At 44.5% G+C, this 24,898-nt stretch carries 37 protein-coding genes; 23 read left to right on the forward strand and 14 right to left on the reverse strand.

All coding sequences use genetic code 11. From position 1 onward, the window contains the following. Nucleotides 1-331 precede the first annotated feature (331 nt). The 3 genes from RMY31_RS35035 (at nt 332) to RMY31_RS35045 (ending at nt 5,647) form a co-directional block, all read left to right on the forward strand. Entirely contained in the window at nt 332-1,519 is a 1,188-nt protein-coding gene (locus tag RMY31_RS35035) for a catalase (protein ID WP_409879342.1), read from the forward strand. A gap of 472 nt (nt 1,520-1,991) precedes the next feature. Then, nucleotides 1,992-3,710, forward strand: coding sequence for a diflavin flavoprotein (locus RMY31_RS35040; RefSeq protein WP_409879344.1), 1,719 nt, complete (start codon nt 1,992-1,994; stop codon nt 3,708-3,710). A gap of 224 nt (nt 3,711-3,934) precedes the next feature. After that, entirely contained in the window at nt 3,935-5,647 is a 1,713-nt protein-coding gene (locus RMY31_RS35045) for a diflavin flavoprotein (RefSeq protein WP_409879347.1), read from the forward strand. 58 nt (nt 5,648-5,705) lie between these two features. On the opposite strand, the gene RMY31_RS35050 is transcribed toward RMY31_RS35045, so the two are convergent. Next, nucleotides 5,706-6,404 (reverse strand): TAXI family TRAP transporter solute-binding subunit, encoded by a 699-nt coding sequence (locus RMY31_RS35050; protein WP_409879349.1) that lies wholly within the window; start codon nt 6,402-6,404, stop codon nt 5,706-5,708. 819 nt (nt 6,405-7,223) lie between these two features. Here RMY31_RS35050 and RMY31_RS35055 point away from each other — a divergent pair. Beyond that, nucleotides 7,224-8,330 carry an integrase gene (locus RMY31_RS35055; protein ID WP_409879351.1) on the forward strand — a complete coding sequence of 369 codons (1,107 nt, stop codon included), beginning with the start codon at nt 7,224-7,226 and terminating at the stop codon, nt 8,328-8,330. Between the two features lie 16 nt (nt 8,331-8,346). On the opposite strand, the gene RMY31_RS35060 is transcribed toward RMY31_RS35055, so the two are convergent. The 6 genes from RMY31_RS35060 to RMY31_RS35085 all read right to left on the reverse strand — a co-directional run bounded on the left by RMY31_RS35060 (nt 8,347) and on the right by RMY31_RS35085 (nt 11,157). Further along, nucleotides 8,347-8,625: a J domain-containing protein gene (locus RMY31_RS35060; RefSeq protein ID WP_409879353.1), complete on the reverse strand. Its 279-nt coding sequence runs from the start codon at nt 8,623-8,625 to the stop codon at nt 8,347-8,349. A gap of 28 nt (nt 8,626-8,653) precedes the next feature. Next, entirely contained in the window at nt 8,654-9,406 is a 753-nt protein-coding gene (locus tag RMY31_RS35065; RefSeq protein ID WP_409879355.1) for a hypothetical protein, read from the reverse strand. After that, on the reverse strand, nt 9,387-9,563 hold the full coding sequence (locus tag RMY31_RS35070) for a hypothetical protein (protein ID WP_409879356.1): 177 nt from the start codon (nt 9,561-9,563) through the stop codon (nt 9,387-9,389). Before RMY31_RS35070 ends, RMY31_RS35065 begins: the two co-directional genes overlap by 20 nt. Then, the gene (locus RMY31_RS35075; protein WP_409879358.1) at nt 9,560-9,709 is read right to left on the reverse strand and encodes a hypothetical protein; all 150 of its coding nucleotides are present in this window, start codon (nt 9,707-9,709) and stop codon (nt 9,560-9,562) included. The genes RMY31_RS35070 and RMY31_RS35075 overlap by 4 nt, the downstream gene beginning before the upstream one ends. A gap of 241 nt (nt 9,710-9,950) precedes the next feature. Then, nucleotides 9,951-10,289 (reverse strand): hypothetical protein, encoded by a 339-nt coding sequence (locus RMY31_RS35080; RefSeq protein ID WP_409879360.1) that lies wholly within the window; start codon nt 10,287-10,289, stop codon nt 9,951-9,953. A gap of 94 nt (nt 10,290-10,383) precedes the next feature. Further along, complete coding sequence (locus tag RMY31_RS35085) at nt 10,384-11,157, reverse strand: hypothetical protein (RefSeq protein WP_409879362.1); 774 nt, start codon at nt 11,155-11,157, stop codon at nt 10,384-10,386. A 236-nt stretch (nt 11,158-11,393) separates the two neighbouring features. Between RMY31_RS35085 and RMY31_RS35090 the strand changes: the two genes are divergently transcribed. Next, nucleotides 11,394-11,636, forward strand: a complete 243-nt coding sequence (locus RMY31_RS35090) for a hypothetical protein (RefSeq protein ID WP_409879364.1) — start codon at nt 11,394-11,396, stop codon at nt 11,634-11,636. 138 nt (nt 11,637-11,774) lie between these two features. On the opposite strand, the gene RMY31_RS35095 is transcribed toward RMY31_RS35090, so the two are convergent. From RMY31_RS35095 to RMY31_RS35115, 5 genes are all read right to left on the reverse strand, one after another. Further along, nucleotides 11,775-11,921 (reverse strand): hypothetical protein, encoded by a 147-nt coding sequence (locus RMY31_RS35095; RefSeq protein ID WP_409879366.1) that lies wholly within the window; start codon nt 11,919-11,921, stop codon nt 11,775-11,777. Nucleotides 11,922-12,227: 306 nt separating this feature from the next. Then, nucleotides 12,228-12,728 (reverse strand): DUF2335 domain-containing protein, encoded by a 501-nt coding sequence (locus RMY31_RS35100; protein WP_409879650.1) that lies wholly within the window; start codon nt 12,726-12,728, stop codon nt 12,228-12,230. A 21-nt stretch (nt 12,729-12,749) separates the two neighbouring features. Then, complete coding sequence (locus RMY31_RS35105) at nt 12,750-13,013, reverse strand: hypothetical protein (protein WP_409879368.1); 264 nt, start codon at nt 13,011-13,013, stop codon at nt 12,750-12,752. A gap of 225 nt (nt 13,014-13,238) precedes the next feature. Beyond that, nucleotides 13,239-13,565 carry a hypothetical protein gene (locus RMY31_RS35110; RefSeq protein WP_409879370.1) on the reverse strand — a complete coding sequence of 109 codons (327 nt, stop codon included), beginning with the start codon at nt 13,563-13,565 and terminating at the stop codon, nt 13,239-13,241. Then, nucleotides 13,566-13,994, reverse strand: coding sequence for a hypothetical protein (locus RMY31_RS35115; protein ID WP_409879372.1), 429 nt, complete (start codon nt 13,992-13,994; stop codon nt 13,566-13,568). Between the two features lie 143 nt (nt 13,995-14,137). Here RMY31_RS35115 and RMY31_RS35120 point away from each other — a divergent pair, with 143 nt between their 5' ends. From RMY31_RS35120 to RMY31_RS35130, 3 genes are all read left to right on the forward strand, one after another. Continuing rightward, on the forward strand, nt 14,138-14,356 hold the full coding sequence (locus RMY31_RS35120) for a hypothetical protein (protein WP_409879374.1): 219 nt from the start codon (nt 14,138-14,140) through the stop codon (nt 14,354-14,356). Nucleotides 14,357-14,433: 77 nt separating this feature from the next. Continuing rightward, nucleotides 14,434-14,670 (forward strand): hypothetical protein, encoded by a 237-nt coding sequence (locus RMY31_RS35125; RefSeq protein WP_409879376.1) that lies wholly within the window; start codon nt 14,434-14,436, stop codon nt 14,668-14,670. Continuing rightward, the gene (locus RMY31_RS35130) at nt 14,667-14,861 is read left to right on the forward strand and encodes a hypothetical protein (RefSeq protein ID WP_409879378.1); all 195 of its coding nucleotides are present in this window, start codon (nt 14,667-14,669) and stop codon (nt 14,859-14,861) included. Before RMY31_RS35125 ends, RMY31_RS35130 begins: the two co-directional genes overlap by 4 nt. 163 nt (nt 14,862-15,024) lie before the next feature. Here RMY31_RS35130 and RMY31_RS35135 read toward each other — a convergent pair whose 3' ends face one another. Beyond that, a complete protein-coding gene (locus RMY31_RS35135; RefSeq protein WP_409879380.1) occupies nt 15,025-15,366 on the reverse strand; it encodes a hypothetical protein in 342 nt (113 codons plus the stop codon). A 92-nt stretch (nt 15,367-15,458) separates the two neighbouring features. On the opposite strand from RMY31_RS35135, the gene RMY31_RS35140 reads away from it, so the two are divergent. Continuing rightward, a complete protein-coding gene (locus RMY31_RS35140) occupies nt 15,459-15,665 on the forward strand; it encodes a hypothetical protein (protein ID WP_409879382.1) in 207 nt (68 codons plus the stop codon). Between the two features lie 67 nt (nt 15,666-15,732). Further along, on the forward strand, nt 15,733-15,963 hold the full coding sequence (locus RMY31_RS35145) for a hypothetical protein (RefSeq protein WP_409879384.1): 231 nt from the start codon (nt 15,733-15,735) through the stop codon (nt 15,961-15,963). Here the strand turns inward: RMY31_RS35145 and RMY31_RS35150 are convergent. After that, nucleotides 15,917-16,264, reverse strand: coding sequence for a helix-turn-helix transcriptional regulator (locus tag RMY31_RS35150; protein ID WP_409879386.1), 348 nt, complete (start codon nt 16,262-16,264; stop codon nt 15,917-15,919). The two genes, RMY31_RS35145 and RMY31_RS35150, sit on opposite strands and share 47 nt — an antisense overlap. Before the next feature lie 302 nt (nt 16,265-16,566). Between RMY31_RS35150 and RMY31_RS35155 the strand changes: the two genes are divergently transcribed. From RMY31_RS35155 to RMY31_RS35215, 13 genes are all read left to right on the forward strand, one after another. Further along, nucleotides 16,567-16,932 (forward strand): hypothetical protein, encoded by a 366-nt coding sequence (locus RMY31_RS35155; protein WP_409879387.1) that lies wholly within the window; start codon nt 16,567-16,569, stop codon nt 16,930-16,932. Nucleotides 16,933-17,006: 74 nt separating this feature from the next. Continuing rightward, nucleotides 17,007-18,407, forward strand: a complete 1,401-nt coding sequence (locus tag RMY31_RS35160; protein ID WP_409879389.1) for a ParB N-terminal domain-containing protein — start codon at nt 17,007-17,009, stop codon at nt 18,405-18,407. Nucleotides 18,408-18,411: 4 nt separating this feature from the next. Then, the gene (locus tag RMY31_RS35165) at nt 18,412-18,684 is read left to right on the forward strand and encodes a hypothetical protein (protein ID WP_409879391.1); all 273 of its coding nucleotides are present in this window, start codon (nt 18,412-18,414) and stop codon (nt 18,682-18,684) included. Beyond that, nucleotides 18,681-19,019 carry a hypothetical protein gene (locus tag RMY31_RS35170; protein WP_409879393.1) on the forward strand — a complete coding sequence of 113 codons (339 nt, stop codon included), beginning with the start codon at nt 18,681-18,683 and terminating at the stop codon, nt 19,017-19,019. Before RMY31_RS35165 ends, RMY31_RS35170 begins: the two co-directional genes overlap by 4 nt. Then, complete coding sequence (locus tag RMY31_RS35175) at nt 19,016-19,216, forward strand: hypothetical protein (RefSeq protein WP_409879395.1); 201 nt, start codon at nt 19,016-19,018, stop codon at nt 19,214-19,216. The genes RMY31_RS35170 and RMY31_RS35175 overlap by 4 nt, the downstream gene beginning before the upstream one ends. Before the next feature lie 59 nt (nt 19,217-19,275). After that, nucleotides 19,276-20,022 carry a hypothetical protein gene (locus RMY31_RS35180; protein WP_409879397.1) on the forward strand — a complete coding sequence of 249 codons (747 nt, stop codon included), beginning with the start codon at nt 19,276-19,278 and terminating at the stop codon, nt 20,020-20,022. Beyond that, nucleotides 20,015-21,016 (forward strand): helix-turn-helix domain-containing protein, encoded by a 1,002-nt coding sequence (locus tag RMY31_RS35185; RefSeq protein ID WP_409879399.1) that lies wholly within the window; start codon nt 20,015-20,017, stop codon nt 21,014-21,016. Before RMY31_RS35180 ends, RMY31_RS35185 begins: the two co-directional genes overlap by 8 nt. After that, on the forward strand, nt 21,013-21,609 hold the full coding sequence (locus RMY31_RS35190; protein WP_409879401.1) for a hypothetical protein: 597 nt from the start codon (nt 21,013-21,015) through the stop codon (nt 21,607-21,609). The genes RMY31_RS35185 and RMY31_RS35190 overlap by 4 nt, the downstream gene beginning before the upstream one ends. Next, nucleotides 21,599-21,886 (forward strand): hypothetical protein, encoded by a 288-nt coding sequence (locus RMY31_RS35195; protein ID WP_409879403.1) that lies wholly within the window; start codon nt 21,599-21,601, stop codon nt 21,884-21,886. The genes RMY31_RS35190 and RMY31_RS35195 overlap by 11 nt, the downstream gene beginning before the upstream one ends. After that, entirely contained in the window at nt 21,883-22,350 is a 468-nt protein-coding gene (locus RMY31_RS35200) for an ASCH domain-containing protein (RefSeq protein ID WP_409879405.1), read from the forward strand. Before RMY31_RS35195 ends, RMY31_RS35200 begins: the two co-directional genes overlap by 4 nt. Next, nucleotides 22,337-22,639: a hypothetical protein gene (locus RMY31_RS35205; RefSeq protein ID WP_409879407.1), complete on the forward strand. Its 303-nt coding sequence runs from the start codon at nt 22,337-22,339 to the stop codon at nt 22,637-22,639. Before RMY31_RS35200 ends, RMY31_RS35205 begins: the two co-directional genes overlap by 14 nt. Next, nucleotides 22,639-23,031, forward strand: coding sequence for a hypothetical protein (locus RMY31_RS35210; protein WP_409879409.1), 393 nt, complete (start codon nt 22,639-22,641; stop codon nt 23,029-23,031). The genes RMY31_RS35205 and RMY31_RS35210 overlap by 1 nt, the downstream gene beginning before the upstream one ends. After that, nucleotides 23,028-23,354, forward strand: a complete 327-nt coding sequence (locus tag RMY31_RS35215; protein ID WP_409879411.1) for a hypothetical protein — start codon at nt 23,028-23,030, stop codon at nt 23,352-23,354. The genes RMY31_RS35210 and RMY31_RS35215 overlap by 4 nt, the downstream gene beginning before the upstream one ends. Nucleotides 23,355-24,898 lie beyond the last annotated feature (1,544 nt).

The raw sequence follows: 24,898 nt of genomic DNA on the forward strand, positions 1-24,898 counted from the left end.
CGCAACTGTACCGCCAGTAAAGTAATTTGGCGTTTTACTACTGAAGACGCGCGTGTCAAACTTAAACATCTTTATCCAATTTTTGAAACCGATGAAACAGGCGATTCTAATGCAACATTTTAGCCTTGACACGCCACTACGAATGTAGAATAATTTATTTTTTGGTATTCCCTGAGATAAAAAAAGTTTGCCAACTTGCCCAAGCAGCCTGGAAGCAGTTTCAAACAAATCCTCGAAGCTGGGTGATGACCGCAAAGCGATGCCTACGGCGGGCTGCGCCTACGCAGCTAATAAACTCAATTGATGAATTAACCTTCCCTACCTTAAAAAAATGAAGCTATTTACCGAATATCCAGAAAAAGATGAAGCTAAATATTGCGCTCTCATGAGTGAGTTAGTTAAAAAGAACATGGACAATCTTTACGGAGGTGATAAGAAAAAAACCGCCAAGAGAGATACTCACTCGAAAACCCATGCTGCTGTTCAAGGTACTCTAGAAATTTTTGACTTTGATGAAGCAGTAATTAAGCAGGAATTGAGCAAACGCGCCTCATTAACTGAAGCTCAACTTCAAGCAATTTCCCTAAAACAAGGTTTATTTGCTAAACCGAAACAATATCCGGTTTGGCTACGATTTGCCAGTGGTGCGTTCTCAGTCAAGAATGATTATGAAGGAGATACGCGCTCCATGGCTGTAAAAGTGATAGGTGTAGAAGGAGAACGAATACCGCACAGTCACGAGTTAAAAACCCACGATATTATTGTCCACAATACCGAACTCTTTTTTGTTAGAACCATCAAAGACTTCTACGGCTTTTTTTTGGCGATTTATCGAGCAGGGCTGTTTCCGCTTTTTAAGCTGTTGGTGCTTTTATGGCTAAAGTTGCATCCCTACGAATCCACTCTTTTACAAACCAGTTTCAAACGATTTCCCAAGAGTTTGCTCACAGAACGCTATTGGAGTGCTTCGGCGTATTCTTTGGGACTCAAATCTGATTTTGATCCATCCCAACCAGGTCGAGTTCCTGTGGAATATCCGGCTGTGATTAAATATGGATTTATTCCGGTTTCCAGTCAACCACCTCATCAACAGCTTCCTCTCGAGTCCAGACCAGAAAGTGAGCTTCAGCGTGCCAAAGCCTCAGGTTCAGAGGATAACTACTACCGAGAGGATATCATTCAAGCTTTAGCAAAGCCTAATGCTGAATACTATTGGGACTTTCAAATCCAATTTCAAACTAGCCCAGAGATGTCTGTTGATGATACCACTATTACTTGGAATGAAGAAGAATCACCCTTCTTTACAGTTGGTCGTCTGACAGTTAAGCATCAGAACGTTCACTCTCCTAAAGAAGATGACTTTGGGGAAAATCTCAGTTTTTCTCCTGGAAATGGTCTAGCAGTGCATCGTCCTGTCGGTGCGATTAATCGCTTACGTAGCATTGTTTATCCTATTGTTGCTGATAACCGTCACGAAAAACGAGGAGTCAAATACCAGGAACCAACTGTGGGGGAGTAGGGAGATGAGGGGGACAAGGGAGACAAGGAGAGAAGTCGCAAGGAGGAGCCAGTCCGTTGTGGGGGTTCCCCCCATTGAAGGAACTTGCGTGGTTTCCCTCCAAGCGAACTTCGGAGGGACAAGGGAGACAAGGGAGATAATTCTTCACTTCTGCTTTCTGCCTGCTAATTCCAAACTCCCCAGTCCCCAATCTATGCTTTTTGTTACGAAAATCTTGTCAAAAAAGATAAGATATGTATGATATTTTTGGGATTTTAAATTATGCCAAGAAATATCAATTTTTAAAATGTGATACTTTTAACAAAATTGTTTTTTAGTAGATTTTTTGAGTTAAAAACAATGCTAAAAAACAGCAATAATTGATACAACTTAAAATTTCCAAAAAATAAACTTCATTACAACTTTAAAAAATATTTCCAGGCACAATGGGGGCAGAGAAACAATACTGTTTATTTGCGCTCGGAGACGAATAATGGTAGCGATCGCAGAGAACGTTCAGCATCGGCTAACTATACAAACTGTAGAAATTGCCCCTAACACAACGGCGATTCGCTCTCTTGATTGGGATCGCGATCGCTTCGATATCGAATTCGGACTGCAAAACGGTACGACTTACAATTCCTATCTAATTAGGGGCGAGCAAACAGTTTTGATCGATACTTCTCACCAGAAGTTTCGTCAGCTGTATTTAGATACGCTTAAAAGTATCGTCAACCCCAAGACTATTGATTACATTATTGTCAGCCACACAGAGCCAGACCATAGCGGCTTGGTTGAAGATGTACTTCAGTTAGCACCCAGAGCTACTGTTTTAGCCTCAAAAATTGCGTTGCAATTTTTAGAAGGTTTGGTACACGATCCTTTTTCTAAGCGGATTGTGAAAAGTGGCGATCGCATCGATATTGGTAAAGGCCACGAAATCGAATTCGTGAGTGCGCCTAACCTGCACTGGCCAGATACCATCTTTAGTTACGATCGCAAAACCCAAACTCTCTTTACCTGTGATGCCTTTGGGATGCATTTCTGTGACGAACGCACCTTTGATGAAGACTTAGAGGCGATCGAAGCTGACTTTAGATTTTACTATGACTGTCTAATGGGCCCCAACGCTCGTTCTCTCTTGAATGCCATGAAGAGAATGAACGAACTAGGGAAAATTAACATTATCGCTAACGGTCATGGGCCGCTGTTGCACCATCATCTAGATGTGCTGACCGGATGTTACGAAAGTTGGAGTCATAGACAAGCAAAAGCAGAAACCACTGTCGGCTTGTTTTATGTTTCCGAATACGGATATAGCGATCAACTCGGTATGGCGATCGCTGAAGGCATCCAGAAAACTGGAGTGGCGATCGAAGTTATCGACCTCAGCACAGCTGGGATACAAGAAATCCAAGAACTAGCAGGTAGAGCAACTGGCTTCATTATCGGAATGCCCCCAAGTACTGCCGTCGCTGCCCAAGCTGCTATTAGTTCGCTACTATCTGTTGCTAAGGATAAGCAACTGGTTGGCTTGTTTGAATGTTACGGCGGGGATGACGAACCCATTGATACGCTGCGAAGAAAATTTATCGACCTGGGTGTGAAAGAAGCCTTCCCAGCGATTCGGATCAAAGAAGCTCCCACCGCAAGTACATTCCAATTGTGCCAAGAAGCGGGTACAGACTTGGGACAATTGCTAGTGCGCGAACGCAACATCAAGCAGATTAAATCTCTTGATGTCAACATGGAAAAAGCCTTGGGGCGGATTAGCAGCGGACTATATATTGTCACCACCAAAAAAAGTGATGTGTCCAGTGCCATGCTGGCCTCCTGGGTATCGCAAGCGAGTTTGCAACCTCTAGGATTCACAATTGCCGTTGCCAAAGACCGCGCCATTGATTCCTTGATGCAAGTAGGCGATCGCTTCGTCCTCAACGTCTTGGAAGAAGGAAATTATCAAGAACTGAAAAAGCAATTCCTCAAGCGCTTACATCCCGGTGCTGACCGATTTGCCGGAGTCAAAACTCGAACTGCGAAAAACGGTTCTCCAATTCTGACAGATGCTTTGGCATACATGGAATGTGAAATCCAAAGCAGCATGGAGTGCAGCGACCACTGGATTGTATACTGCACCGTTCAAGACGGTCGTGTTTCCAAATCCGATGCACTGACAGCCGTTCGCCATCGCAAAGTAGGTAACTACTACTAAGAAAGGCAGGAGGCAGAAGGCAGGAGGCAGAAGTTAGTAGTTATTCCCTTGTTCCCCTTGTCTTTCTTGTCCCCCTTGTCCTCCTTGTCTCCCTTTTCCCCTGTCAGCATTTCATAGGAAGTATGAAATCTCCATCTTTCCTAACACACTTGCTTCAAGCTGCTAAAAACTGGGCAAAATCTACCCGGTTTTTGCATTTTTTTTCCACACTTCACCCGAAATCTATGAGCGATTCCAAACCCCGTGACGTACAAGTTCTCCCCATTGCTACAAATACTAAAATCCTCAGGGCACGTAGTTGGTCACGTCTGCGGTTTGAAATTGAATATGCATTAGAAAGAGGTACTACCTCCAATTGCTATTTAATTGAAGGTGATAAAACCGCAATTATTGACCCACCAGCTGAAACCTTCACTGAAATTTATCTAGAAGGATTACAGCAAACTCTAAACTTGAAAAAGCTGGATTATGTAATCCTTGGTCATTTTAGCCCCAACCGCATACCAACCCTCAAGGTACTTCTAGAACTGGCACCGCAAATAACCTTCGTATGTTCTCTTCCCAGCGCTGCACATTTACGTAACGCTTTTCCAGATGATGCACTGAAAATTCTAGTAATGCGTGGGAAAGAAACTCTAGATTTAGGCAAGGGTCATGTTTTAAAATTCTTACCTATTCCCAGTCCTCGTTGGCCAGAAGGACTTTGTACCTACGATCAGCAAACCCAAATTCTCTACACAGATAAGCTATTTGGAGCACATATCTGTGGCGATGAAGTGTTTGATGACAACTGGGAAGCATTCAAAGAAGACCAGCGCTACTACTACAACTGTCTGATGGCTCCCCAAGCTACCCATGTGGAAGCAGCTTTGGAGAAAATATCAGATTTACAGGTGAGAATGTATGCTGTTGCTCACGGGCCTTTGGTACGCACCAGCTTAATCGAACTCACCAAAGCTTATGGAGAATGGAGCCATTCTCAAAGAACGCGGGAGATTTCTGTCGCCCTACTTTATGCCTCAGCTTATGGAAATACAGCAACTTTAGCACAGGCGATCGCCCTTGGATTGACTAAGGGGGGAGTCGCAGTTCAATCGATCAACTGTGAATTTGCCTCACCTGATGAAATCCGCACGGCTGTAGAACAATCGGATGGTTTTATCATCGGTTCACCTACTATCGGTGGTCATGCACCGACTCCCATTCATACTGCTTTGGGTATTGTGCTGACAGTTGGTGACAACAGCAAACTCGCAGGTGTTTTTGGTTCCTATGGCTGGAGTGGCGAAGCCTTTGACTTAATTGAAGGTAAACTCCGAGATGCTGGATATCGGTTTGGATTTGAAACCCTCAAGGTCAAGTTTAAACCGGATGATGTCACACTCAAATTTTGTGAAGAAGTCGGTACAGACTTTGCCCAAGGACTGAAAAAAGCTAAAAAAGTGCGCGTACCCCAACAAGCCGCTACACCTACAGAACAAGCTGTGGGTCGGATTGTTGGTTCAGTTTGCGTAATTACAGCTAAGCAAGGAGATGTTTCGACTGCGATGTTAGGTGCTTGGGTGTCTCAGGCTACCTTCAACCCACCTGGTCTGACCGTTGCGATCGCCAAAGATCGAGCCATAGAATCTCTCATGTATCCAGGTGGTAAATTTGCCTTGAACATCTTAGCTGAAGGCAATCATGTAGATTACATGAAGCATTTTCGCAAAAATTTTGCGCCTGGTGAAGACCGATTTGCTAACTTTGGCACTACAGTTGCAGACAATGGCTGCACAGTCCTTGCTGATGCTCTCGCCTATGTTGAATGTTCAGTTAGCCAACGTATGGAATGTGGCGATCACTGGGTAGTTTATGCAACCGTTGATAACGGTAAATTAATCCAACCTGATGCTGTTACTGCCATCAACCATCGGAAAACCGGGACTCATTATTAGAAAGCTAATGACCAAGTAAAGAAGGCAGGGGGAGCAGGGGAGGCAGGGGGAAAAAATATTAATACCTCAATCCCCAGTCCCCAGTCCCTATTTTGGCATCAAGGTCATCACCGACATTAAGGTTAACTGCATCAGTAGCGATCGCATCTATCTGTCGAGCGTTCAATTTCTGAAATGCTCTCTCAAAATCAGCAGCATCCTCTTGAACTTTCAAGTTATCTGCTTTGAGCAGTTGGCTGGTGGTGAAGCGAATCCCGCTTCCTGGTGTACCAGTGGCTACGCGCTTTCCTTGAAGATCGCCAAATACCTGCAACCCTGAGTCTTTGCGGGTGATAATCTGTAAATACTCGTTGGCTAAAATTGCTACTGCTTGGACTTTTCCCTGCCGCATTGCCTCATTAGCAACATCCACCTGCACCAGAGCAAAATCTACTTTACGTTCTAGCAAGCGTTGCAGATTTTCGTAGGAACCCTGCGAGTCAAGATTGCGAACCTTTAATCCAACCGTTGTCTTGGTATTGCCAATTTGCTCGCCCACGCGATGGTAGAAGCCTCCAGCCGTCCCACTAGAGAGAGTCACGTTATCCGGCTGAAAACTACAACTGCTGAGCATCGCTACCAGGGTGCCACTTGCTAAACTGCGGAAAATCAGAAAAATTCCTTGATGGCGATCGCTATTTTTCAAAAATGACAAGTGATAACTAAGTAATTGCTTTGCCCAGGTTCGTCTACCAGATAGTTCGTACACTTTTCTCATACCAGCCCACACACGGCTGTTTTCTCCGTAACAATAACATTTTTCAGGTTACAGTTCAGCGAAATGCTTTAAAATGCTTTATTTGCCTTGTATACTTACTTTGGGAAGTTAGCAAATTGCAAGACAATATAAGTAACTTCTCACAAATAAACTTTACAAAATAGTACTGAATAAATAACGATACTTACGAATAGAGACGCGATAATCGCGTCTCTAAATTTATTTTTGCCGACCTAGTGAGGAACTTTTAGCTTGAGGCTTGGTAAGTGCGAATGTGGCAGAAAAGTTGAAGTAAGATTCCGCAATTGCCACCAAGACAATTGAATAATTATCATGTCATCTTGAACTAGAAAGTCAGTATCTGGCAGTTTTTACACAAAATGCCAACTACTGCCACAGCGCTTTTATACTACTTGTTCCTCCTATGACCGCACACAACAAAAACAATAAAATTAAATTTCCTATTTGGCAGTATCTGAACCAACCCTTGTTTAGCCACGATTCTAGATTAGAATTGAATCCCCGTCGCTTTGCCCACGGCTGGCGAATTCAACTTCTAAAAAGGTGTTGGACTAAAGAATGTGATGCTAAGGGGCCTCAACAGTCTTAGATTTGCGAAAAACTGGCGCACTGAATTTCAAGCTTGTAATCTAAGCCTCGTCCATAGAACGTGGCTTTTTGCCGTCTAGTAAAACCCCACAATCCCTTGTTTAGCTGACTAGGCTGCTTTTGGTTTCTACGATTTAGGATATTATCAATGTCCTGAAATATCCTAAAATACCCTAAATCATCCCAAGTAATTAGGGCAGATTTAGGGCAATGAGGTATTCGTTAGAAGAAATAAATAAGCGGCTCAAAGCAAGCAAGAGGGGCGTATCTCTGCGGCAAAGGGGAGATATGCTAAGTATTAGGGCAACACTGCCGCCGCGCCCTAATAGCAAAAAAATCCAGGCGCACCAGCAAGATGTAGCTTTGGGGATGTACGCCAACCCTGCCGGACTCAAAGCAGCAGAGGACAAGGCAATAGAGCTAGCGGCCGACATTGTTAAGTGGAAAACTGGACAGGCGTTTCCTTGGGAGAATTGGATTGAGGGGAAGTTAGTACCAGTGGGGAATACCTGCGAGTATTGGATAGAAGCTTTCAAGCAAGAATTTTTAATCAAGCAACAACAGTTTTCCGCTAGCACTTGGGAAAGGCATTATTCGCTTCAATTTGATCGGCTTCCAGCCAAAGCCGAATTAACTGGAGAATTGCTATTGAAAACGTTATTATCTCTGCCCATTAACACTTGGACTAGACATCATACCGCCAGTAGTTATATTAAGCTAGCTAAATTTGCCGGAATTGATATTGACCTGCGCCCCTACAAAGGCAAATACAATTCCACGGACACAATCAAGGATTTGCCAACCGATGAAGCGATCGCCTCATTGCGAGATAAAATCCCTAGCCGCCAATGGCAATGGGTTTATGGGATGTTGGCGGCTTATGGTTTAAGACCGCATGAAGTATTTTTTGTCAACGTTGAACCAAGTCCACCTTATAAATGTCGCGTGTCAGAGGGGAAAACTGGGGCGCGAATTGTGCAGCCTTTTTATCCAGAGTGGGCAGAGCGCTGGAAGTTGTGGGAGCAGCAAAAGCTTGCGACCAAAAAATCAGAGTACTGGGAGCTAGGGAGACAGGTTCGGCAATCGCTGTACTGGTACTTAAAAAAGGTGGGAGCTTATGCAGCTCCTTATGACCTCCGTCACGCTTATGCAATCAGGATTAGTGTAGTTTTTGAATTGCCCGTAACCACTTCAGCTAAACTGATGGGGCACTCGATTGCAGAACACCTGAGAACTTACCAACGTCACATTGACGAGAAAACCAATTCTAGGGCAGTGGAGAGAGCGATCGCGCGGTTTGATGGTGAAGCGCCTTAGAAAGCTCACCACCTAGCTATTTTCCATACTCCAGCTTCGCCTGCTCAAATGCGAGGTTAATGGCAATCATTTTTTCAGGGTTTGGATAAATGCCATCTGGATGGTAAATTTTGGCAGCAGCGCGATATGCGGTGCGAACTGCGTCAAAATCTGCATCACGAGCAACCCCTAGAACTTCTCGCCAGCTAGGGGTAGCACTTTGCTGTCGTGTTTGGGACTGCTGCGATCGCGTGTCACGCTTTTTAGAGCTTGTAGACTTTTTCTGCGATTTGGACTGCTCTGGCTGCTTTAACACGTGGTTAGGGGGTAGGCAGTGATAAGCATCAAATAGCAACGTCTTTGGGCGACTTCAAATAATCCAAAAATTGTGCAAGCTGATTGTCGCTTAGTTGTTGCCTCGATCGCACCTTAAATAACTCAAATAATATGCCCTTGGCTTGGTCAGTCGATATACTTTTTCGCTTCATCACTGACTCAATTTCAGCATTGAGCAGATTGCGATCTGGGGCAGAAGACAACAGAGGCGCAACTTTTGGTGCTGGAGTGGGTGACAACTTCTTGGGTTTGCTCACATGGGTCATAATGTGAGCTTTGTACTGTTCAGACAATCGTCGCACTTCTCCTTCCATCTGGTCAGACAACTGATGTCGATGCTCCCAGAGGTAGCTAACCACAGACGGCTGGTCATCCAGATAGCGCCCCACACCCCAGGATTCTGACGCGTTCTTCAAACCTTCAGCAGCAAGCCTATCGGCGGGGCTTCCACGGGTCATCTCGTTGCCTTTACCACTTTGCAACGAGATGGGGACAGATGCGATCGCTTCCTTGCGTACCCCCAAAATCGTAATCCCACACCGACAGATGGCATCGTTACCCATGTATTGGATTTCGGAATAATCGCTCATCCAGTCTGGAGCAACTTCATCTAGGCGCTCTCTAATGGTCTGCCAGCGAAGAAATATCCACTTCTTATTGCTTCCTGGAAGCTCGCGTACTTCGTGCAAGTTGGCGGGAAATAATTTTTTAAGTTCGGATTGGATTCGCCGCAAATCGTCTCTAATTTCTGGGGTAATCATTTATTACCTCTTGATATTCAAGTCCATTGACAGCCTCCTCTACACACCCTATCGCTTCATCTAGATAATGCAACGCATCAGCTAAACAGGATTTCAATTCTTCATCCTTGTCGCAAAGGTTTTCCCAAACTTCAATGACTGTTGATTGATGTTTCAAGAACCACCGTCAGCGGTTCTTTCTGGCTTGCCATTTTCACGCGGTTGTGGTCTTTTAGCTTCTATAGGTGTGTTGTTAGTAGCAGACACGATCCGTTCTCCGTAAAAGCAGGCAGTTACTAAAAACAGTAGTATCGCTAATCGCATTATGCACCTCTTAACTGATCTGTTTTTGCAGGCTTCCCGTTATTTGGAGGAATGGGGCGAGGTTTAACTTGAGAGCATTCTTCTCGTCTGGTGCATCCCTTACTTTCAACAGCAAAAGCAGGGGACATCAAAGCAATTGATATCGCTAGCGCGGTAAGATATTTCATGTTCATCTTTCTAGTGGTGGACGGGTGCGATCGCTCAACTTTCCACGGGAGGGCAATCGCACTTCAAATCTCAATTATTGTGAGTCTTGGTTACTCTCTAGCAAGGGAATTACTTGGCGAGATTCCACATCAATTACGTCTACGTCATCAAATGTGGAAAGGTATCCCTCTCCAAACCCGTGCATAAAAGGAATCGTGGTCATTTGGGCTTCATCGCCTTGCGCTCTTGTGTCGAGAATTTTGTTTCTTAGTTCAACATCGCTGTTAAAGCCAGCTATCCACCCTAAAAGGAAGTGAGCTTTAACAGTAGTCCTCCACCCTGGATAAAGTCTCGTCCAGGAATCACGATTCATGTGTTCATAATCTTTCGCGGCTATATCCCAAGCAGCGAGTGCTTCTTTTTTTGTATTCATTTTTATTGCTCGTCGCGTCATTTACAAATTACATTCATTTGTGTGTTGCGATCGCCTATTTAGTCTGGGCAGGCGATCGCACTTCAGACTTTGATTAAGCCGCTACTAATTCAGGCTCCATTGGTAGTGGCGTAGTGCGAATTTTCAGGGCTAGTCTTACTGCCTCAATATGTTTGTCTCTAAAATTCTCTTGCTCGTGTCGATGTTCGTAGTGAGGACATGTGCAGCTTCCAGCTTCCAGGTTCACTTCGTAGCGCTTTGAGGGCTGCCCTTGCTTGTGACTGTAGACTGCAAACACGTTGGGCTTATTGGTTGCAAAAGCCTCTAGAGACGGGTCTTCTTTGGGAGCAAGTCTCGCAACTGCCAAGAGTGATTCTTTAACAGCAATTCCGAAGTCAACTAGCACAGCATCGCCTGTCAAATTAGTCTTATAACCGCCCTGAACACCTGCAATACGAACCAGAGTACCGTTAACATTTGCTTCCCACAAACCACCATGAATTGTGGTGTCAACCTTGTCGAAAGCGATCGCACTACTTCCAGAATCTTCAGTAATCGGCGAAACATCGCGCAGTCCGCGATCGTATCCCATTCGGTAGCAAGGGTCACTGGATTGCATTTTTAAGCCAGCAGCCGCATCTTGATAGCCTCGTTGATTCATTTCTAGAGGTGCGATCGCTTGAGCCTGCTTCTCGATATGAGCTTCTAATTCGGCTTGCGTTACTTTCTGAGGCTGTGCTTCCAGAATGTCTGTGATGCAATCAGAGCAACTGCGGCGGCGGGGGATAACCAGAGCATCGCATATCTCGTGCAACTCCTTCCTGCAAAATTTTTCAAGTTGTTCTTTTGAGTAAATCGGTTGTACCATTATCTTCACCTGATGTTTCAACTAAGGTTCCAAGAGCGCCATTTTTCTTTGCGGGAGGGTGGCGCTTTTTGGTTTTGAAGGCAGAAGGCAGGAGGCAGAGGGCAGAAGGTTCTGTTTTTACTTATCTGCAATCGCCTTTTTGGTTGTCTGTTAATCCAATGTTATACCATGTACTACCATGTGTCAACATGGTGGTACAGGTAGTAAAATTGTGGTACAGCGCAATGGATTGAAATATGGAACAAGAGCTAATTAAGCTAGATGACCGATTAGCAATAAGAATCGACAAAAAAACAAAGGAAGAGTTCAGTAATCGCTTAAAGGCTGAAGGCAAAAATCCCTCTGAGGTAATGCTGTCCTGGATCAAAGACTTTCTACAAGAGGACAAACCGAAACTTCCTGACCTCGCGGAAATAGCAATTGATGTCAAGCTCTTGAAAGACAAAGTTGCAGAACTGGAGGGGAAGTTACCAGCCTGAGGGAGGAAAACGAGTCTCTCAGGCAATGGCGCGACTTAGTAATAAAATCAGTCCCAAAGGAAAACCCGTCAGATATCTGACGGGTTTAGTTTTATAAAGCGGATCATCAATTAATTGTACAAACATGGTGTAACAATGTTACTCTATGAAAAGCGATCGCTCAAAGCCATAACCGACTAAAAGCGATCGCCCAAACGCAGGCAAAGGCAAAGATACGGCTTTTGTCCAATGTCTGCTGCCTAAAAAAGTGCGATCGCGTACCGGCCAACTTTGGGGCGATCGCACCTACCCAAGCTGGAGGGCAAAAAACAGCGGACTGCTGCCCTGATATCAGTAGCCTTCTTAAGGCACAACTTGCCCTACAGGATGACTTCAGACGCTGTTTCCTCGCCTTGGGCAACAGAACCTTGAAAATTAAATGTATCACCCTAGCATTGCCACCAATCGGGCAACGCGGGTGAAGGAGGACAGGGGACAAAATAATCCTGAAAAATTTTTCAGGATGTTTGTTCAAATTAATCAACCCCCAGATATGAAGTCTGAGGGTTGCTGAAAACTACCAATTTTTAGACACAGAAAGAATGAATTACACTAGTCGCTTTCATCATCTTTATCATTGTTGTATACACCTGCTTCTAGCAAGGCTTTTTGCTTCTTTATTCGCTCTTGCGATCGCTTATCAGTACCATAAATAAACGCGGTCACTATTGAAACGATAGGCGTACCAGCAAAAGCAGCTCCAGCAATGTCATGACCTTGTTGAATTAAAAACGCGCCAGTTCCAATCGAAACGAGAGTAATTATAAAACCAAAAATCAAGCCAGCCCACGAACGCTTGCTATCACCAACAATCACAGTCTTTTCCATTTCTATGCGATGCTGTGATTGATTTTTGGCCATCTCGAATATTTCACCAGCAAGACCCGGTTTAACTAGGTCGTATGCTTTGAGTGTTTCAGGTGGAGGAATGGGTCCAGAAGACCTTGAAATTGCTGCCTGAATCTCTATTATCCTTTTTTCTTTGTTAACTTGATTTGCTAGTTCTTTATCCAACTTTTCAGCAGGAGTCTCATTTATGTCTTCATTGTCCATCACACCACATCAATCCTTTGTCTAAGATTGAGCCTCTGCCAAAGCCTTACGCGCTTGGGCAATCAGCGTATCATTAATTTGAGACTCTACTTCCTTAAACTCTGCCATTGCTTTTTTAAGATCGTTTCCTACAACTACCCAGTCAGACAACAGTGCTAAATAGTCTGCCTGCTCAGGGCTTAATGACGTATTGTAAGCCTGCAATGTATTACCAAAATCAACCATTCTGGCGACACCCTCGATTAAAGATGGTCGTGCATACAAATAACTTGATAATAGATCCATAATCCCTCCGTAGATCATTCATCTATTTGAGGGTAGACCCCCCCAAGGTCAATATACATCAATCAAAAGTACAGACAGCAAAAACCAGTGCCAATTTAATCAAATCTTTGACTGCATTAACCAAAAATAAAAATTTGCAGAGAATTTTGCTGAATTTATTACAGGCACAGAGCGCGATCGCTTTCCTCGGCAGAGGTCTGCAAAACCTTTACACCAAAAGCGATATTACTTATAACAGTCATCTGCTGGTTTGTTATTCAAAGAAGCCTCGGACTCGCAGGCCGCAATTTCAGCTTGTCTTGCAGCATCATCAAACTGTCTCGTCAAAGGAGTGTTTAAGACGTTCTCGTTGAGATAAACGCAAAAGCCAATAAATACAACCGGAACTAACACGAGCAAGAGTAAAAATTCTTTGCCAAACACTTGTTCATCTTCTGTGTTTTTCTGTTGTGATTGTTTTTCTTTATCGTCCATAGCATTTACACCACCGCTAACTCCTACATCTAGCAATCCCAAAACCAGATCGCGTCTAACTTTTTTAAAAATATCCACTTATTTATTCCGCCAATGTCCGCGAACGTAAGTGCCATCAGAACGAGTGTAAGGACGAACATAAACTTCACCAGTCGAGCCACTGTAGCTAGGCGTATAACTCGAACCGTAGCTGTAACCGGGACGACTGCTGGCAGAGCGATCGCCGCATGTTTTACCCGACGAATCAACTTGCCAGGAGTACTGGCAATTTCCAAGGTAAGAGTCACTGGGATAACCACCAACATAATTATTTTGTTGGTACGTGCTTGCTGGTATTCCACCACCACACAAGTTTCCCAAATTAATTATTTTGCCGCTTTCGGTTTGCATATAACAGTTTGGTGAAACAGGTTGTTCCACTTGCTGTGCTACAGCAACTTGGCTCAGTCCGAAAAGCGACGCAGCAACGCAAGAAAAAATAACGTTTAACTTTTTGACCTTTAACATGCTCTTTGGCTGTAAAAATGACTACCTCATTTTTAGGCTTGCCACGCAGGATACTGTTGCAGCAAAGCTACTGAAAAGTAGTTAAAGATTAAGCGATCGCGCCTACCACTTGCTGAAAAATTTTTCACAAACCAAGGACGACAATGACTGAAGAACGATTTGATATAGGACAAAACCTGCACTCTATGTCCATCCACCTTGAGATTCTAATAGAGTCACCCGAATACCAAAATTTAACCAAGTCCGACTTTTACCACCCCGATTTCACCTTAGTAAATGCGTTGCAAGCATTGCAGCAAGCCTTGGAAGCCTACGACAAAATGATGGCAGCCAATCCACCAGAAGAACCACTAACGCATTAGAGGATTTATCGCGCTCAAAAGTGCGATCGCGACAACTACCTCCTGAAAAATTTTTCATAAACCTAAACGAGGACATAATGAGCAATTTTCACATCGCCAATCAACAAGCCGCAATTGAAGCCGTTCAAGAAGTAGAAAGTTTATCAGACGAACAACTACGCGAAGCTATTTTGCAGTCCCTTAAAAAGGCTGGATACCCAAGCAACGATCTGCCGTCAGAGATGGATACTTCCAGACAAGGCTTGTTGGATTTTATAGCGGGGATGGCAGCGATCGCTCACAGCTATCCAGCAGAGAATGAGGTGCGGGATTGAATAATCAGTTTTGGCTACAAATCGGCGATCGCGTCGAACACGTCAAGGAAACTGGGTATCCAGGGACTGTCACGGAAATTGATTTCGATTGCTACCCATTTTTTGAATATGGTGTGACTACTTGCATAGTAGTGTGGGACGATGCAAGCGATCCAGATATCCAATGGACAAACAAGCTTTACAAAGTGTGATGCGTAAAGCCAATAAAAAGTAGTTAAAGATTGCGCGATTGCTCTAGTCGTATTCTGGAAAAATTTTTCATAAACCGTTTGTGCTACAGAACTATGCGATCGCGTCTAGGCTACTGATACTGGTAACTGCCCTAATCTTTGTGTACGTTGTTAGCAGTAGGTATTAAACTTTAATTGCGACTGTGGCGATGTCAAAAAAATCTGAGATATCTGCGCCTAAGGCCTTGCATAGCACCATCACAACTTCAATAGAGACAGTTATAGTGTCGCTTTTGAGTCTATCGGCATAATAATCCGGCTGCTCCAGCTGCTGAATATATTGATGAGCAACCTTGCAGCCTAATTGTGTTGTTATCCGCTCAAGCTGGCGGCGGGGCATTTGTCCGCGAAGCTCGATTAGTTTTTGGGCTTGAACTTCTGTCCACTTTAATGTGGCAATATGTTCTAAATTCACCATCGTAATAACTCGCTTGCCGCTACTACTTGCCAGGATATCACTTTGCATTTACGCTGTTAACGGAAGGACAACAGTAATAACTTAATTCACAAAGTGTCAGGCAGTCGTCTTCATACGCGGATATCTATTCCATCCCTCGTATGAGACGGATACAAGATATCCGTTTCAAAAAAACAAGCGATCGCACTGCTTTGGACGGTGGGGCGATCGCTTTGTTAACAATCCTGAAACGCTACTTGCTCCACTTGGGGAGCCAGTCTCGTGGGCGGGTTTCCCGACTTGAGAGAACTGGCGTGAAATCCCAAGACCGCAGTAGCTCAAATTTTTCAAGAAGTTTAATTAGCTGATTTTCGTTAAAAAGAGTAACAGAGATGGAAATTTCAGTAATTTCCGTCATTCTACCCAACTTACTCTATGAACGAGATCAGCAACAAACTTAGAGATTACAAAATCCATGCCCTAGCAAATTTTGTTCAGGACATAATTCCCCTGCTGGAGGCTGAAGGATTTTCCTTCAATGATTTCCTACTAGCTTTATCTAGCTGGGCGCAAAATCAGCCTCAGTGGCAAGATTCCGCATTTTATTTAGAACAGGCAGCTAATCCTCCAAAAGATCGGCTAAGTCCTCAACCAAAAGTTGAATAAGGCGTAATCTTTGCTTCTTATTTAACAAATTGGCTTGTAGCAAAACCTCCTCCGCAACTTTTGGCTGAGGACGCTTGAAGAGTTCCTCTCCGAGTATCTCAGCTAGAAGTTCAATCAACGGTTGCTTGGAATCTTCGGCTATTGCAGTCAACCCGTCCAGCCCTGGGGAGCTAATACAATCCTCCCAGTTGCGGACTGTGCCAGGCGAAACACCTAAAGCTTTAGCAAACTGCGCTTGAGTCCTGCGCCCCTTAACTCGCGTGACGATTTCTGCTATGCGCTGTTTTGCCTGCTCATCCATATCGCTCAAAAATGTCTGCTTAGATCATCTACTTTAAAAGCAAACATTTGATATAGGATATATACTGTGTATCACTAATAAATTACTACTAAATAACAATATTTTACTATGAGCGCCCCCCCTGATTGTATAAACCGAAGCTTTAATCTTCCAATATCGCTGGATGAAGCTTTAGCACAAGTCGCTCATAGGCGACGGACAACTAAGACTGCGTTGCTTGTAATGGCGCTTGAGGATCTGTTTTACAAGCTTGAAAGGCAAGAAGCCAACAGAGCCAAGATTAGAGCAAAAGAGGTTGCGTGATGGAGCGCAGTCCGCCATGCCAAATTACTGAGAGGCTGATTCCTGAGTCCCAACTTAGGGATGCCGTTAAAGAAATCCTGGCAGAAATGCTAGGACTGCAAGCCACCGATCCCAAATCCCAGAGGAAATGGTACGACACCGAGCAGGCTTACTCCCTATTGGGGCTAAATTCAGCCGAGCAATTGCGGGAGATGGTTAGAGATGGGAGGCTTCGCTTAAAAGAAGGACAAAGCCAAGATTTTGAAGTACGCGATGTGCGATCGCCGAATTCTGCCATCCCCAGATATCAGTTTCACATTGAAAAATGTGAGGCGAGATTAGCAATGCCGCCCGAAAAACGCTCCCACAAAAAACGCGCGGCGTGATCAACAGTTTTCTATAAAATCGGCGCGACTCGCCAAAGTCACGCCGAAAGCAAATCTATTACTAGGACTCAATTATGACACAGATAGCTGAGGTTTTAAAACCGTGTAATCCTTGTGACATAAGGATTTTGGAAAACATTAGTGCTGATGAAATTGAAGTAGGAAAAGTTATATCAGCCTATCACGCTGATGGCATTATTCCTGACATTATAGCTACAGAAAACTGGGAATTAATTGAAGGGATAAATGCTCTAGAAGCAGCCATTAGGCTTAATCAGCAGGTAGTAATGGTGAAGGTGCGCCAAGAGAATAAATCGCACATAAAAAGGAACTTAACACTGTTATCTACAAGCTTACTTTATACCCACCCTCTAAATAGCTCAATCTATGGTGAGAGAGAAGACCTGACCAGACTTAAGCAATCCATTGCTGAAACTGGCTGGATAAAACCCCTAGTTGTCACTCCAGATGCAGACGGCAAAAGATACAGAGTGGTTGATGGTAACAGCTGCTTCAAAGTCTGTGTTGAGTTACAGATCGCAGAAGTTTGGGTAGAAATTAAAGAATTCAAGAACGAACAAGAAGAACTCAAAGCGCTCTTAGCTGGCAATGTTGCCCGCGAAAAAACAATCGAACAGAAAGTCCGCGAAGGGCAACTTTGGGAGCAAATCGAGCGCTGTGAAGCCAAATCGCGCCAGGGACGAGCAGGCGAAGGACAAGGAACAACTCGCGACATCATCGCCAAGCGCGTGGGATTGGGCAGTGGTGTGAATTACGAACACGCCGCAGCCGCAGTCAAAACTCTAGATGAGACTAACGATCCGGGATTGCGATCGCAGCTAAAAATAGCCTTGTCAAAACCTCGCGGTGTGGATGCAGCTTATAAGCTGGTAGCAGAAGGCAGAAGGACGACAGTTGCCACAACGGGGGGAACCCCCGCAAGGCACTGTCTCCAGAAGGCAGAAGGCAGAGGGCAAAAACGTTGGATACCCAAAGAACTTGAGCGGGTGAAAATTATTGACGGGCCCCACAAAGGAAAAAATGCGACTGTACGAGTTTTAACTGGCATCTGCGCCATAGTCCATGTAGACGGTACTCCAGACCCCAAGCGAGAGCAAATTCCGTTTAACCAAATGGAAGCGCTAGAGGAAGAAGCTCAAAAGCCAATTACTTCAGTCACTCAAGAATCAAAGCAAAAGCAACAAGAATTAGGCTTAGGGAAGCGACGAGAGCAAGTCCTTCCCGACCTAGCACGCAATACAGGCGTAAAACCAGAAGAACAACTACAAGCTTCTGCCACTAATCTCAACGTGGCTGGCGATGCATTGGTTGGTGAAGTAGCGATCGCGCTACTCAAGCTTTCTCCCAAGCAGATGAGTGAGGTGATGTTGAGGGTGGGGCCAGATTTGTCTGTACCTCAGTTAGAAGCTATTTGGCAAGCGTTAGGCGATCGTTTAGCGCATAAGGCGGCGTAAGCAAATGATTCAAGAAATATGCGGTATGCACCCTGATTCATCTGGAAGCAAGGGGCACTTTACTTGGTTTAGACGTGAAGGAGAGTCTGGGGTAGACGCTTTTGAAGAAGTGTTTATAGTCGCGGCTTGTGGGCTAATTCAAACAAAAAATGATGGGCGGATCGATTTGCAAACGCCCGTTAAGTACTGTGAATCACCAGAGGAAGCGATCGCTTTAACTGAAAAACTCAACGCAGTTTTAGGCACTGATGACTACAGCAAGGTAAGGCGGAAATGAGTTACTGGAGAGAAAAAGCTAAGGAAGTGATTGACTGCGCGGTTTCTTCTGCCTCCGTTGGCATGAACATGAAAAATTTGAGGCAGTGCGGTGGGCAGGTTCCCTGGCATAAAGCAACTGCCGTATCAGAAACCCAAAAAAAGGAATTGAGACTTGCAATTGATGCTGCTTACCCTTTTGGAGTCAGGAAGAACCATCCCTATCAGCAATGGTGGGGCGAACGTCGCAAGGCTTTTGATCGGCTTGGTTTAGCGCAATCTGAAGGCAGGAAGAAGCCCGCGATTAATTGCGATCCGACAGTGCCAGGACAAACCTCGATTTTTGACTTGTTGTGAACATTACCGAAGTCAAAATACAACCAGATGCCTACCTCAAAATCATTGAGGGCAGGTTGGTCAAAATCAATCCCGAATTTGCGCGAGTAGCCCTTGGCAAACAGTGCCGACTCATCAATCTGGAAACAGATACTTTCATGTACCGCTACTTGCATTCAACTATTGACGAGTACGGCTATTGGGTCAAAAGGATATGAGGCTATCTTCCAAAAAAAAGATGGCCCCACCCAGAATAACGACAAACAGGAGGAAGCCAGTGATTAGTAGTTTATCAAATCTCGAACAAGCTAACAACTCGTTGTCTTTTGAGATCGCATCTCAACTTTACTCATCAGATGGAGACTTTCCAATCAATTTTGAAATAGCTTGGCAATGGCTAGGTTATACCCGCAAGGATTCAGCCAAAAAGAAACTGGTCAAAAACTTTATCGAAGGCGAAGATTATACCCTCCGCCAAGTGGCGGAGTCGGCTCCAAGTGGCGGTTTGACGCATTGGGATGACATTTGGCTTTCGGTTAATTGTCTAAAAGAAATGGGTATGCTTGCTGGTACAAATAAGGGAAAAGAAGTTAGGAACTATTTTCTCCAGTGCGAAGCGATCGCCAAGCAATCAGCCGCGTCTGTGCCAGAATTGCTACAAAGAATTCAGCAGACAGAAGACGCGATCGCTCTCCTCCAATCCCAAGTACAAAACCTACTGCCCCCATCGGCTGATTTCATCCCTCCAGGCTGGGATGCAGACGTGTGGGAGAAGTTACCGCCACAGGATAAACGCCACTTCCGTTATCTCTTTCGCCGTCGTCGCTTTCGCCCCTCCAATCAAGGCAACGATAATGTTTTGGCATTACCTCCTATCACTCCTGAACGGATAAGACAAAAACAACTTCTGGAAACAGAGCAGTTGATTGGTGAAATGTTACCTGAAGAAAAAGAACGCTTGGAAGCAGTAAAAGAGCAGGCATTAAAACAATTGTGGGCAGAAGGAGGGCAGGAAAATGAGTAGTTTTGCTTCTGCAACACTTGGACAAATCAGCACCCCAGTCAACATCCTCAAAGAATTTTTGGAGATTTTCAATCGTCGGCAGAAGTGTAAAGCGGCCATACTCTCATGGCTGGATGGCAAGCACTACTACGGTATTGAATGGGTAAGAACAACTTTTGAGAATTTAGCTGAAATATTGGGTTACTGCCGAGAAACAATCAGTAAACACCTAAATGAATTGATAGCAGATGGATTGATAGAAAAACTGCCAGCGGAACTTTTCCCAAAGGATACGGCAAATGTTTATAGACTTAATCCGAACTGGCTACCACCAATAGAATTTGATAAGTCCGATTGGAACGATTTGTCAAAACTATTGGGATTACTTAAATGCCCAGACATATTGTCGAAAATACTTTCGTGTCGATGCGAAAAAATTGACATATCTGTGCCAGATAATTCTCTAATCCATGCGAATAATCCGCCAACATTAGAGACTACCCTAAAGCTTTTTAAAAGCAACAACGTTGTTGAGGAAAAAAAAGAGAGTGAAAAGCAAGAGCCAATTCAAGATACTCACTACGCTGACGAGCTTAAAGAAGATTCTGCATCTAACGAACAATCCCCTCACGAAGATAGCTTTTCCGCCCCTGACCAGCCCACAAAACAACAACTGCGAGAAGTCTGTACCGAACTCAAGCGACTGCGAATCAACCCAGACTTATGCATGAGGGTAATGAAAAAATACTGGTGTAACGTGAGTAACGCGATCGCTAGGGTAAAGGAGGCTATAGCTGAGAATTGGTGCGACAACCCCACTGGGCTATTCATCGCCAGCTGCGAGAGTGGCGCGAAGCCCAAGAATGCGATAACGAGCGATGTTAAGCAGTGGTTTGACTGGGCCAGGAGACAAAGGATAGCGATCGCAATGACAGAGGGAGTGGTCTATACCCCAGAGGGCGAAGCAGTGGTAATCAAAGAAATGATGCAACGTTATCCAATAGGAGAAACATGAAAGCTATCACACTCAAAGCCCCTCTAGTCTGGGCAATATTTAACGCCAACCTCTCTACTATTCGCCATAAAGAGTATCTAGATCCAGGAACGCAGTTAGCTGTTCATGCAGGCAAGTCTTGCTCGGTTGTAGATGTTGAAAAATTTTCCAAGAGGTTGGGAATTTCCATCCCTCCGCGAGAGCGTCTATTTTTGGGTCAGGTCGTTGGGGTTGTGTCCATTGTTGAATGTTGCCCCTTCTCAGGAAATATGGCTCGTGAATGGGTTTTAGCCAAACCCAAACCCATTAGACGGTTTTACTGGAGAGGACAAGCTTGGGTTTACGATATTCCAGACGAGCGCATAGATTTTGACACTTCCAAAAACCCAGTCGCTGAAGAATCTGGCTACAAGTTCTCTGGCGCTCCCAAAGGCGAATGGCGAGTAACTGTCTGGCCGCATCCCAGCGAGGAAAATTTTTATTCTTATGCGGTGGCAATCGCGGGTGGTTTTTTAGGTAACGGCATTCTCGGTCATACTACCTTGCACGGATGCTACCCAGACGCAGAAGAGGCGTTACAAGCTGGAATAGAGCAAGGAGTCTATGGACGATAGTTTCAAGAGCGAATACCAATACCTGCGGCGTTTTGCTTCTTGGCGCTATCGGCATAAGCTAGAAAGCTTTGTTGGAGGAATCTACAAGCAAAGTCTAAAGGCATTCCAAAAAGGCGAATTGGAAAAAGCTTTGTGCTTGCAATTGAAGGGGTTTTCGCAGCACGAAAAAATTTTGCTGGAGTGGCTCAGAGTAGAAGAAATTATCCAATGGCTAGAACTAGATTCCGAGTTAAGAAACGTGGGCAGCAATTATCCAGATACTGTGGAGGGTGAATGAAAGCTATTTCACTGTGGCAGCCTTGGGCTTCACTGATTGCAATGGGATTGAAGCAGTATGAGACGCGATCTTGGCGTACGAATTATCAAGGCCCTTTATTAATCTGCTCTGCTCAAAGAAACTACCCCGAACAACAGCAAATTTATGCTGATATTTTCTATAAGTATCAACAAGTATTTGCTGAATCCGACAATTGGTTGATGTGGGACGAACTACCCAGAGGATACGCGATCGCCCTTGTGGAACTAGCGGGCTGCATCAAGATGGACGAGGCATTTATCCAGGCGCGATCGCAACTTGAAATTGACTGCGGTGAGTGGAGTGTTGGGCGCTATGCGTGGAGGTTGGAGAATGTCAGGAAGACTATTGTGCCAATTAAGGTCAGAGGTAGGCAAGGACTTTTTAACCTTGAAGTCGATATAAAAGAGGAAGATTTGGAGGAGGTTTCTGATGTTCGGTTTTGATGGTAATTTCAAAGGCTTTGAAATTATTTTGAGGCGCATTGCCGAAACCACAGAAAACAACGGAAATCTCACGCACAAGGAAATAAGAGCTTATGCCAGATGTATGCTCAAAATCCTTCCTGAAATTACCTTCGATGAAAAATTAAAGCTAGAAATCGAGATTTTATTAGCGGCTCTTTCTGCGTCTGGATTGCCTTTATACGATCGCTCTTTCCTTGCCACCAGAATACTGAAATTGCTGGAAGAGGATTCAAAATCAAAGTCTGAATCAAAAGGAGAAATTTTCTAATGTGTGACTGTGATATTGAACGCCCTGATTACGACGACGAATCAGGAGAAGAACTGTGGGAAGATAACGAAGTTGTAGCCCAAAAAGAAGTTTCTTGTTGTGAGTGCAGTCATCCAATAAAAGCAGGCACAACTTATAGACACATCGAAGGCTGCTGGGATGGTGAGTGGTTTACTTACAGGATGTGCTTAATTTGTTCGGCGTTAAGCGATCGCTTCATGAAAGAAACCGATTGCTGTCACGCGCTCGGTGGACTTTATGAAGAATTGATTGATTCTGGTATTCTGTGTCGGGATGAAGAGAACGAAGAAACCTGGATTAATCAAGAGCCTTGGTTAAAAGCTGTTTGTCAACATCCTCTCAAGTGTGAGGTAGTGGAGGAAGTTGCATGACTAACTTAAAAGTCGATCCAACGCGATGGAACGAAAAGGAAAAGTGGGAGGGAACAGGGATATTTATTCGCGCTCAATTCGATGACGAAACGTGGGAAGTCGTTGAAATTAGCCATTTAGATAAAGCCTCTTTACTTGCTTGGCTAAAAAGCAAAGGTGGCGATAACCGACTTGCAGAAAACTGCATTGGTGTTTTGCTCGGTCACGGACATCTTCATGAGGACAAAAGCGTAAGCAATCAGCGTCCCTTTGGACTCGCAAGAGGTGAATTTGAAGTACCCGACGATTTTGATCGCGAAGTGGTATGGGGGGATGAAGAATGACCACAGCACCCAACCTTGGTAAAGTCTTCAACGGCACAGCCAGACCCGCCAGTCCCGAAGACATCGAAATCCTCGCGCCTAGCGATTGGGTAAAAAGACAAGAACATCCTTGGTGTTACCAGTTCAGAAAGTGGGATAGCGACAAAGCGATTTGCACTTGGGAAGATGATGAGTTTTTCATCCCACGCCATTTATTGATGGTTGTTGAAGTTCTAGAAGGTCAAGCTTGTGAAAAATTTTTCAGGAGCTTAGAAAAGAGGAACCTGAAACAAACTGAGATATCGACAGACTATAGTCAGCTAAAAGTAGGCGATCGCCTAATCCATCACTCCACCAATAGCAAAGGAATCCATACTCATTTCGCTACAGTAATTGCGGTAGCAAAAGGCAAGGTAACTTTTGAGCGCGAACATAACAATTGCTGCGACACTTTTAGTTACAAGGAATTGAAGGAAGCGGGATACAGTAAATATCTGCAAGCATTGACGAGGGAAAGCACAAAGCCCAGAGTCTACATTGTTGACCAGTCAGGATCGCTAGCGATTATCACAGACAACTTAGGCTTTGGTTTTGTCGTCGATTGGTTGGGTTTTGGTAAAGTCCCCAATCCCCCCTCTGGCCGGCAAATAACTTACAACTGGGAGCGAGACAGCGAGACTATTAGTAAGTTTGCGATCGCACCATCTGAATTAGTAACCAAATTCCTAGCTCAAAACGAGCCACTGGAATTTAAGATAGGCGATCGCGTCGTTGCTTACAAAGGTAAAAAAGCATCTGCATCGGCTGTCGTTCACGATGCCAGAATTGAGAATGGGCGCATTCAGATAATTTGGGATGATGTGCCGGATGGTTTGCCCAGACCATTTGCGGTTGATTCCCTTAGCCTAGAAATAGAAACACCTAGTGAGGTGTCCAAGCCAGTTCTGCCACTGGTTGAAAAATCCCCTTGGGATATTTCCCCCCAAGAGTGGGAAAGTCAGGGGATTAAATGTCGCTACGATGGCATGTGTGTTTATTGGGGAACGGTTCCCGGTAGCATTCCTGGACTGCCAGGATGCCTAAGAATCGAAGCAACAGATCGCCTTGAAAACACATATATTAATCCCAGAACGCTGATAAATTTCGTAGAAGATTCTTGGGACACAATTCGGCAAATCCTTCACTTACTAAAACAGCCGAAGACAAAAACCGAGATACTGCGATCGCTTCATATCAAACAAAAACTCATAGCACAAGCGCTAGATGTCGGTATTGATATTGGACTAATTCACAAGGATGGAAAGCTCTATAAAACCCTTGTTGCTGCCCCATATCTCTATCCTGAGCCTCCAGAGCCAAACTCTCAGTATGAGAAAGATACAGAACTTGAAAAATTTTTCACAAGCGAAATTCAAGTAGGCGATCGCTTTGCCTTTCCCGATAGCGACAATCACATCGTTGTGATAAAAATCAATCCTCGTACCTATCGCTTGAAGTGGGGGTTAGGTGGGAAAAGAACCGTTTATCAAGATAAATTTCGTCAAGCAATTATCGATTTAAAGCTA

It is taken from the genome of Dendronalium sp. ChiSLP03b (assembly GCF_034531165.2).
Taxonomy (GTDB): Bacteria; Cyanobacteriota; Cyanobacteriia; order Cyanobacteriales; family Nostocaceae; genus Dendronalium; species Dendronalium minutum.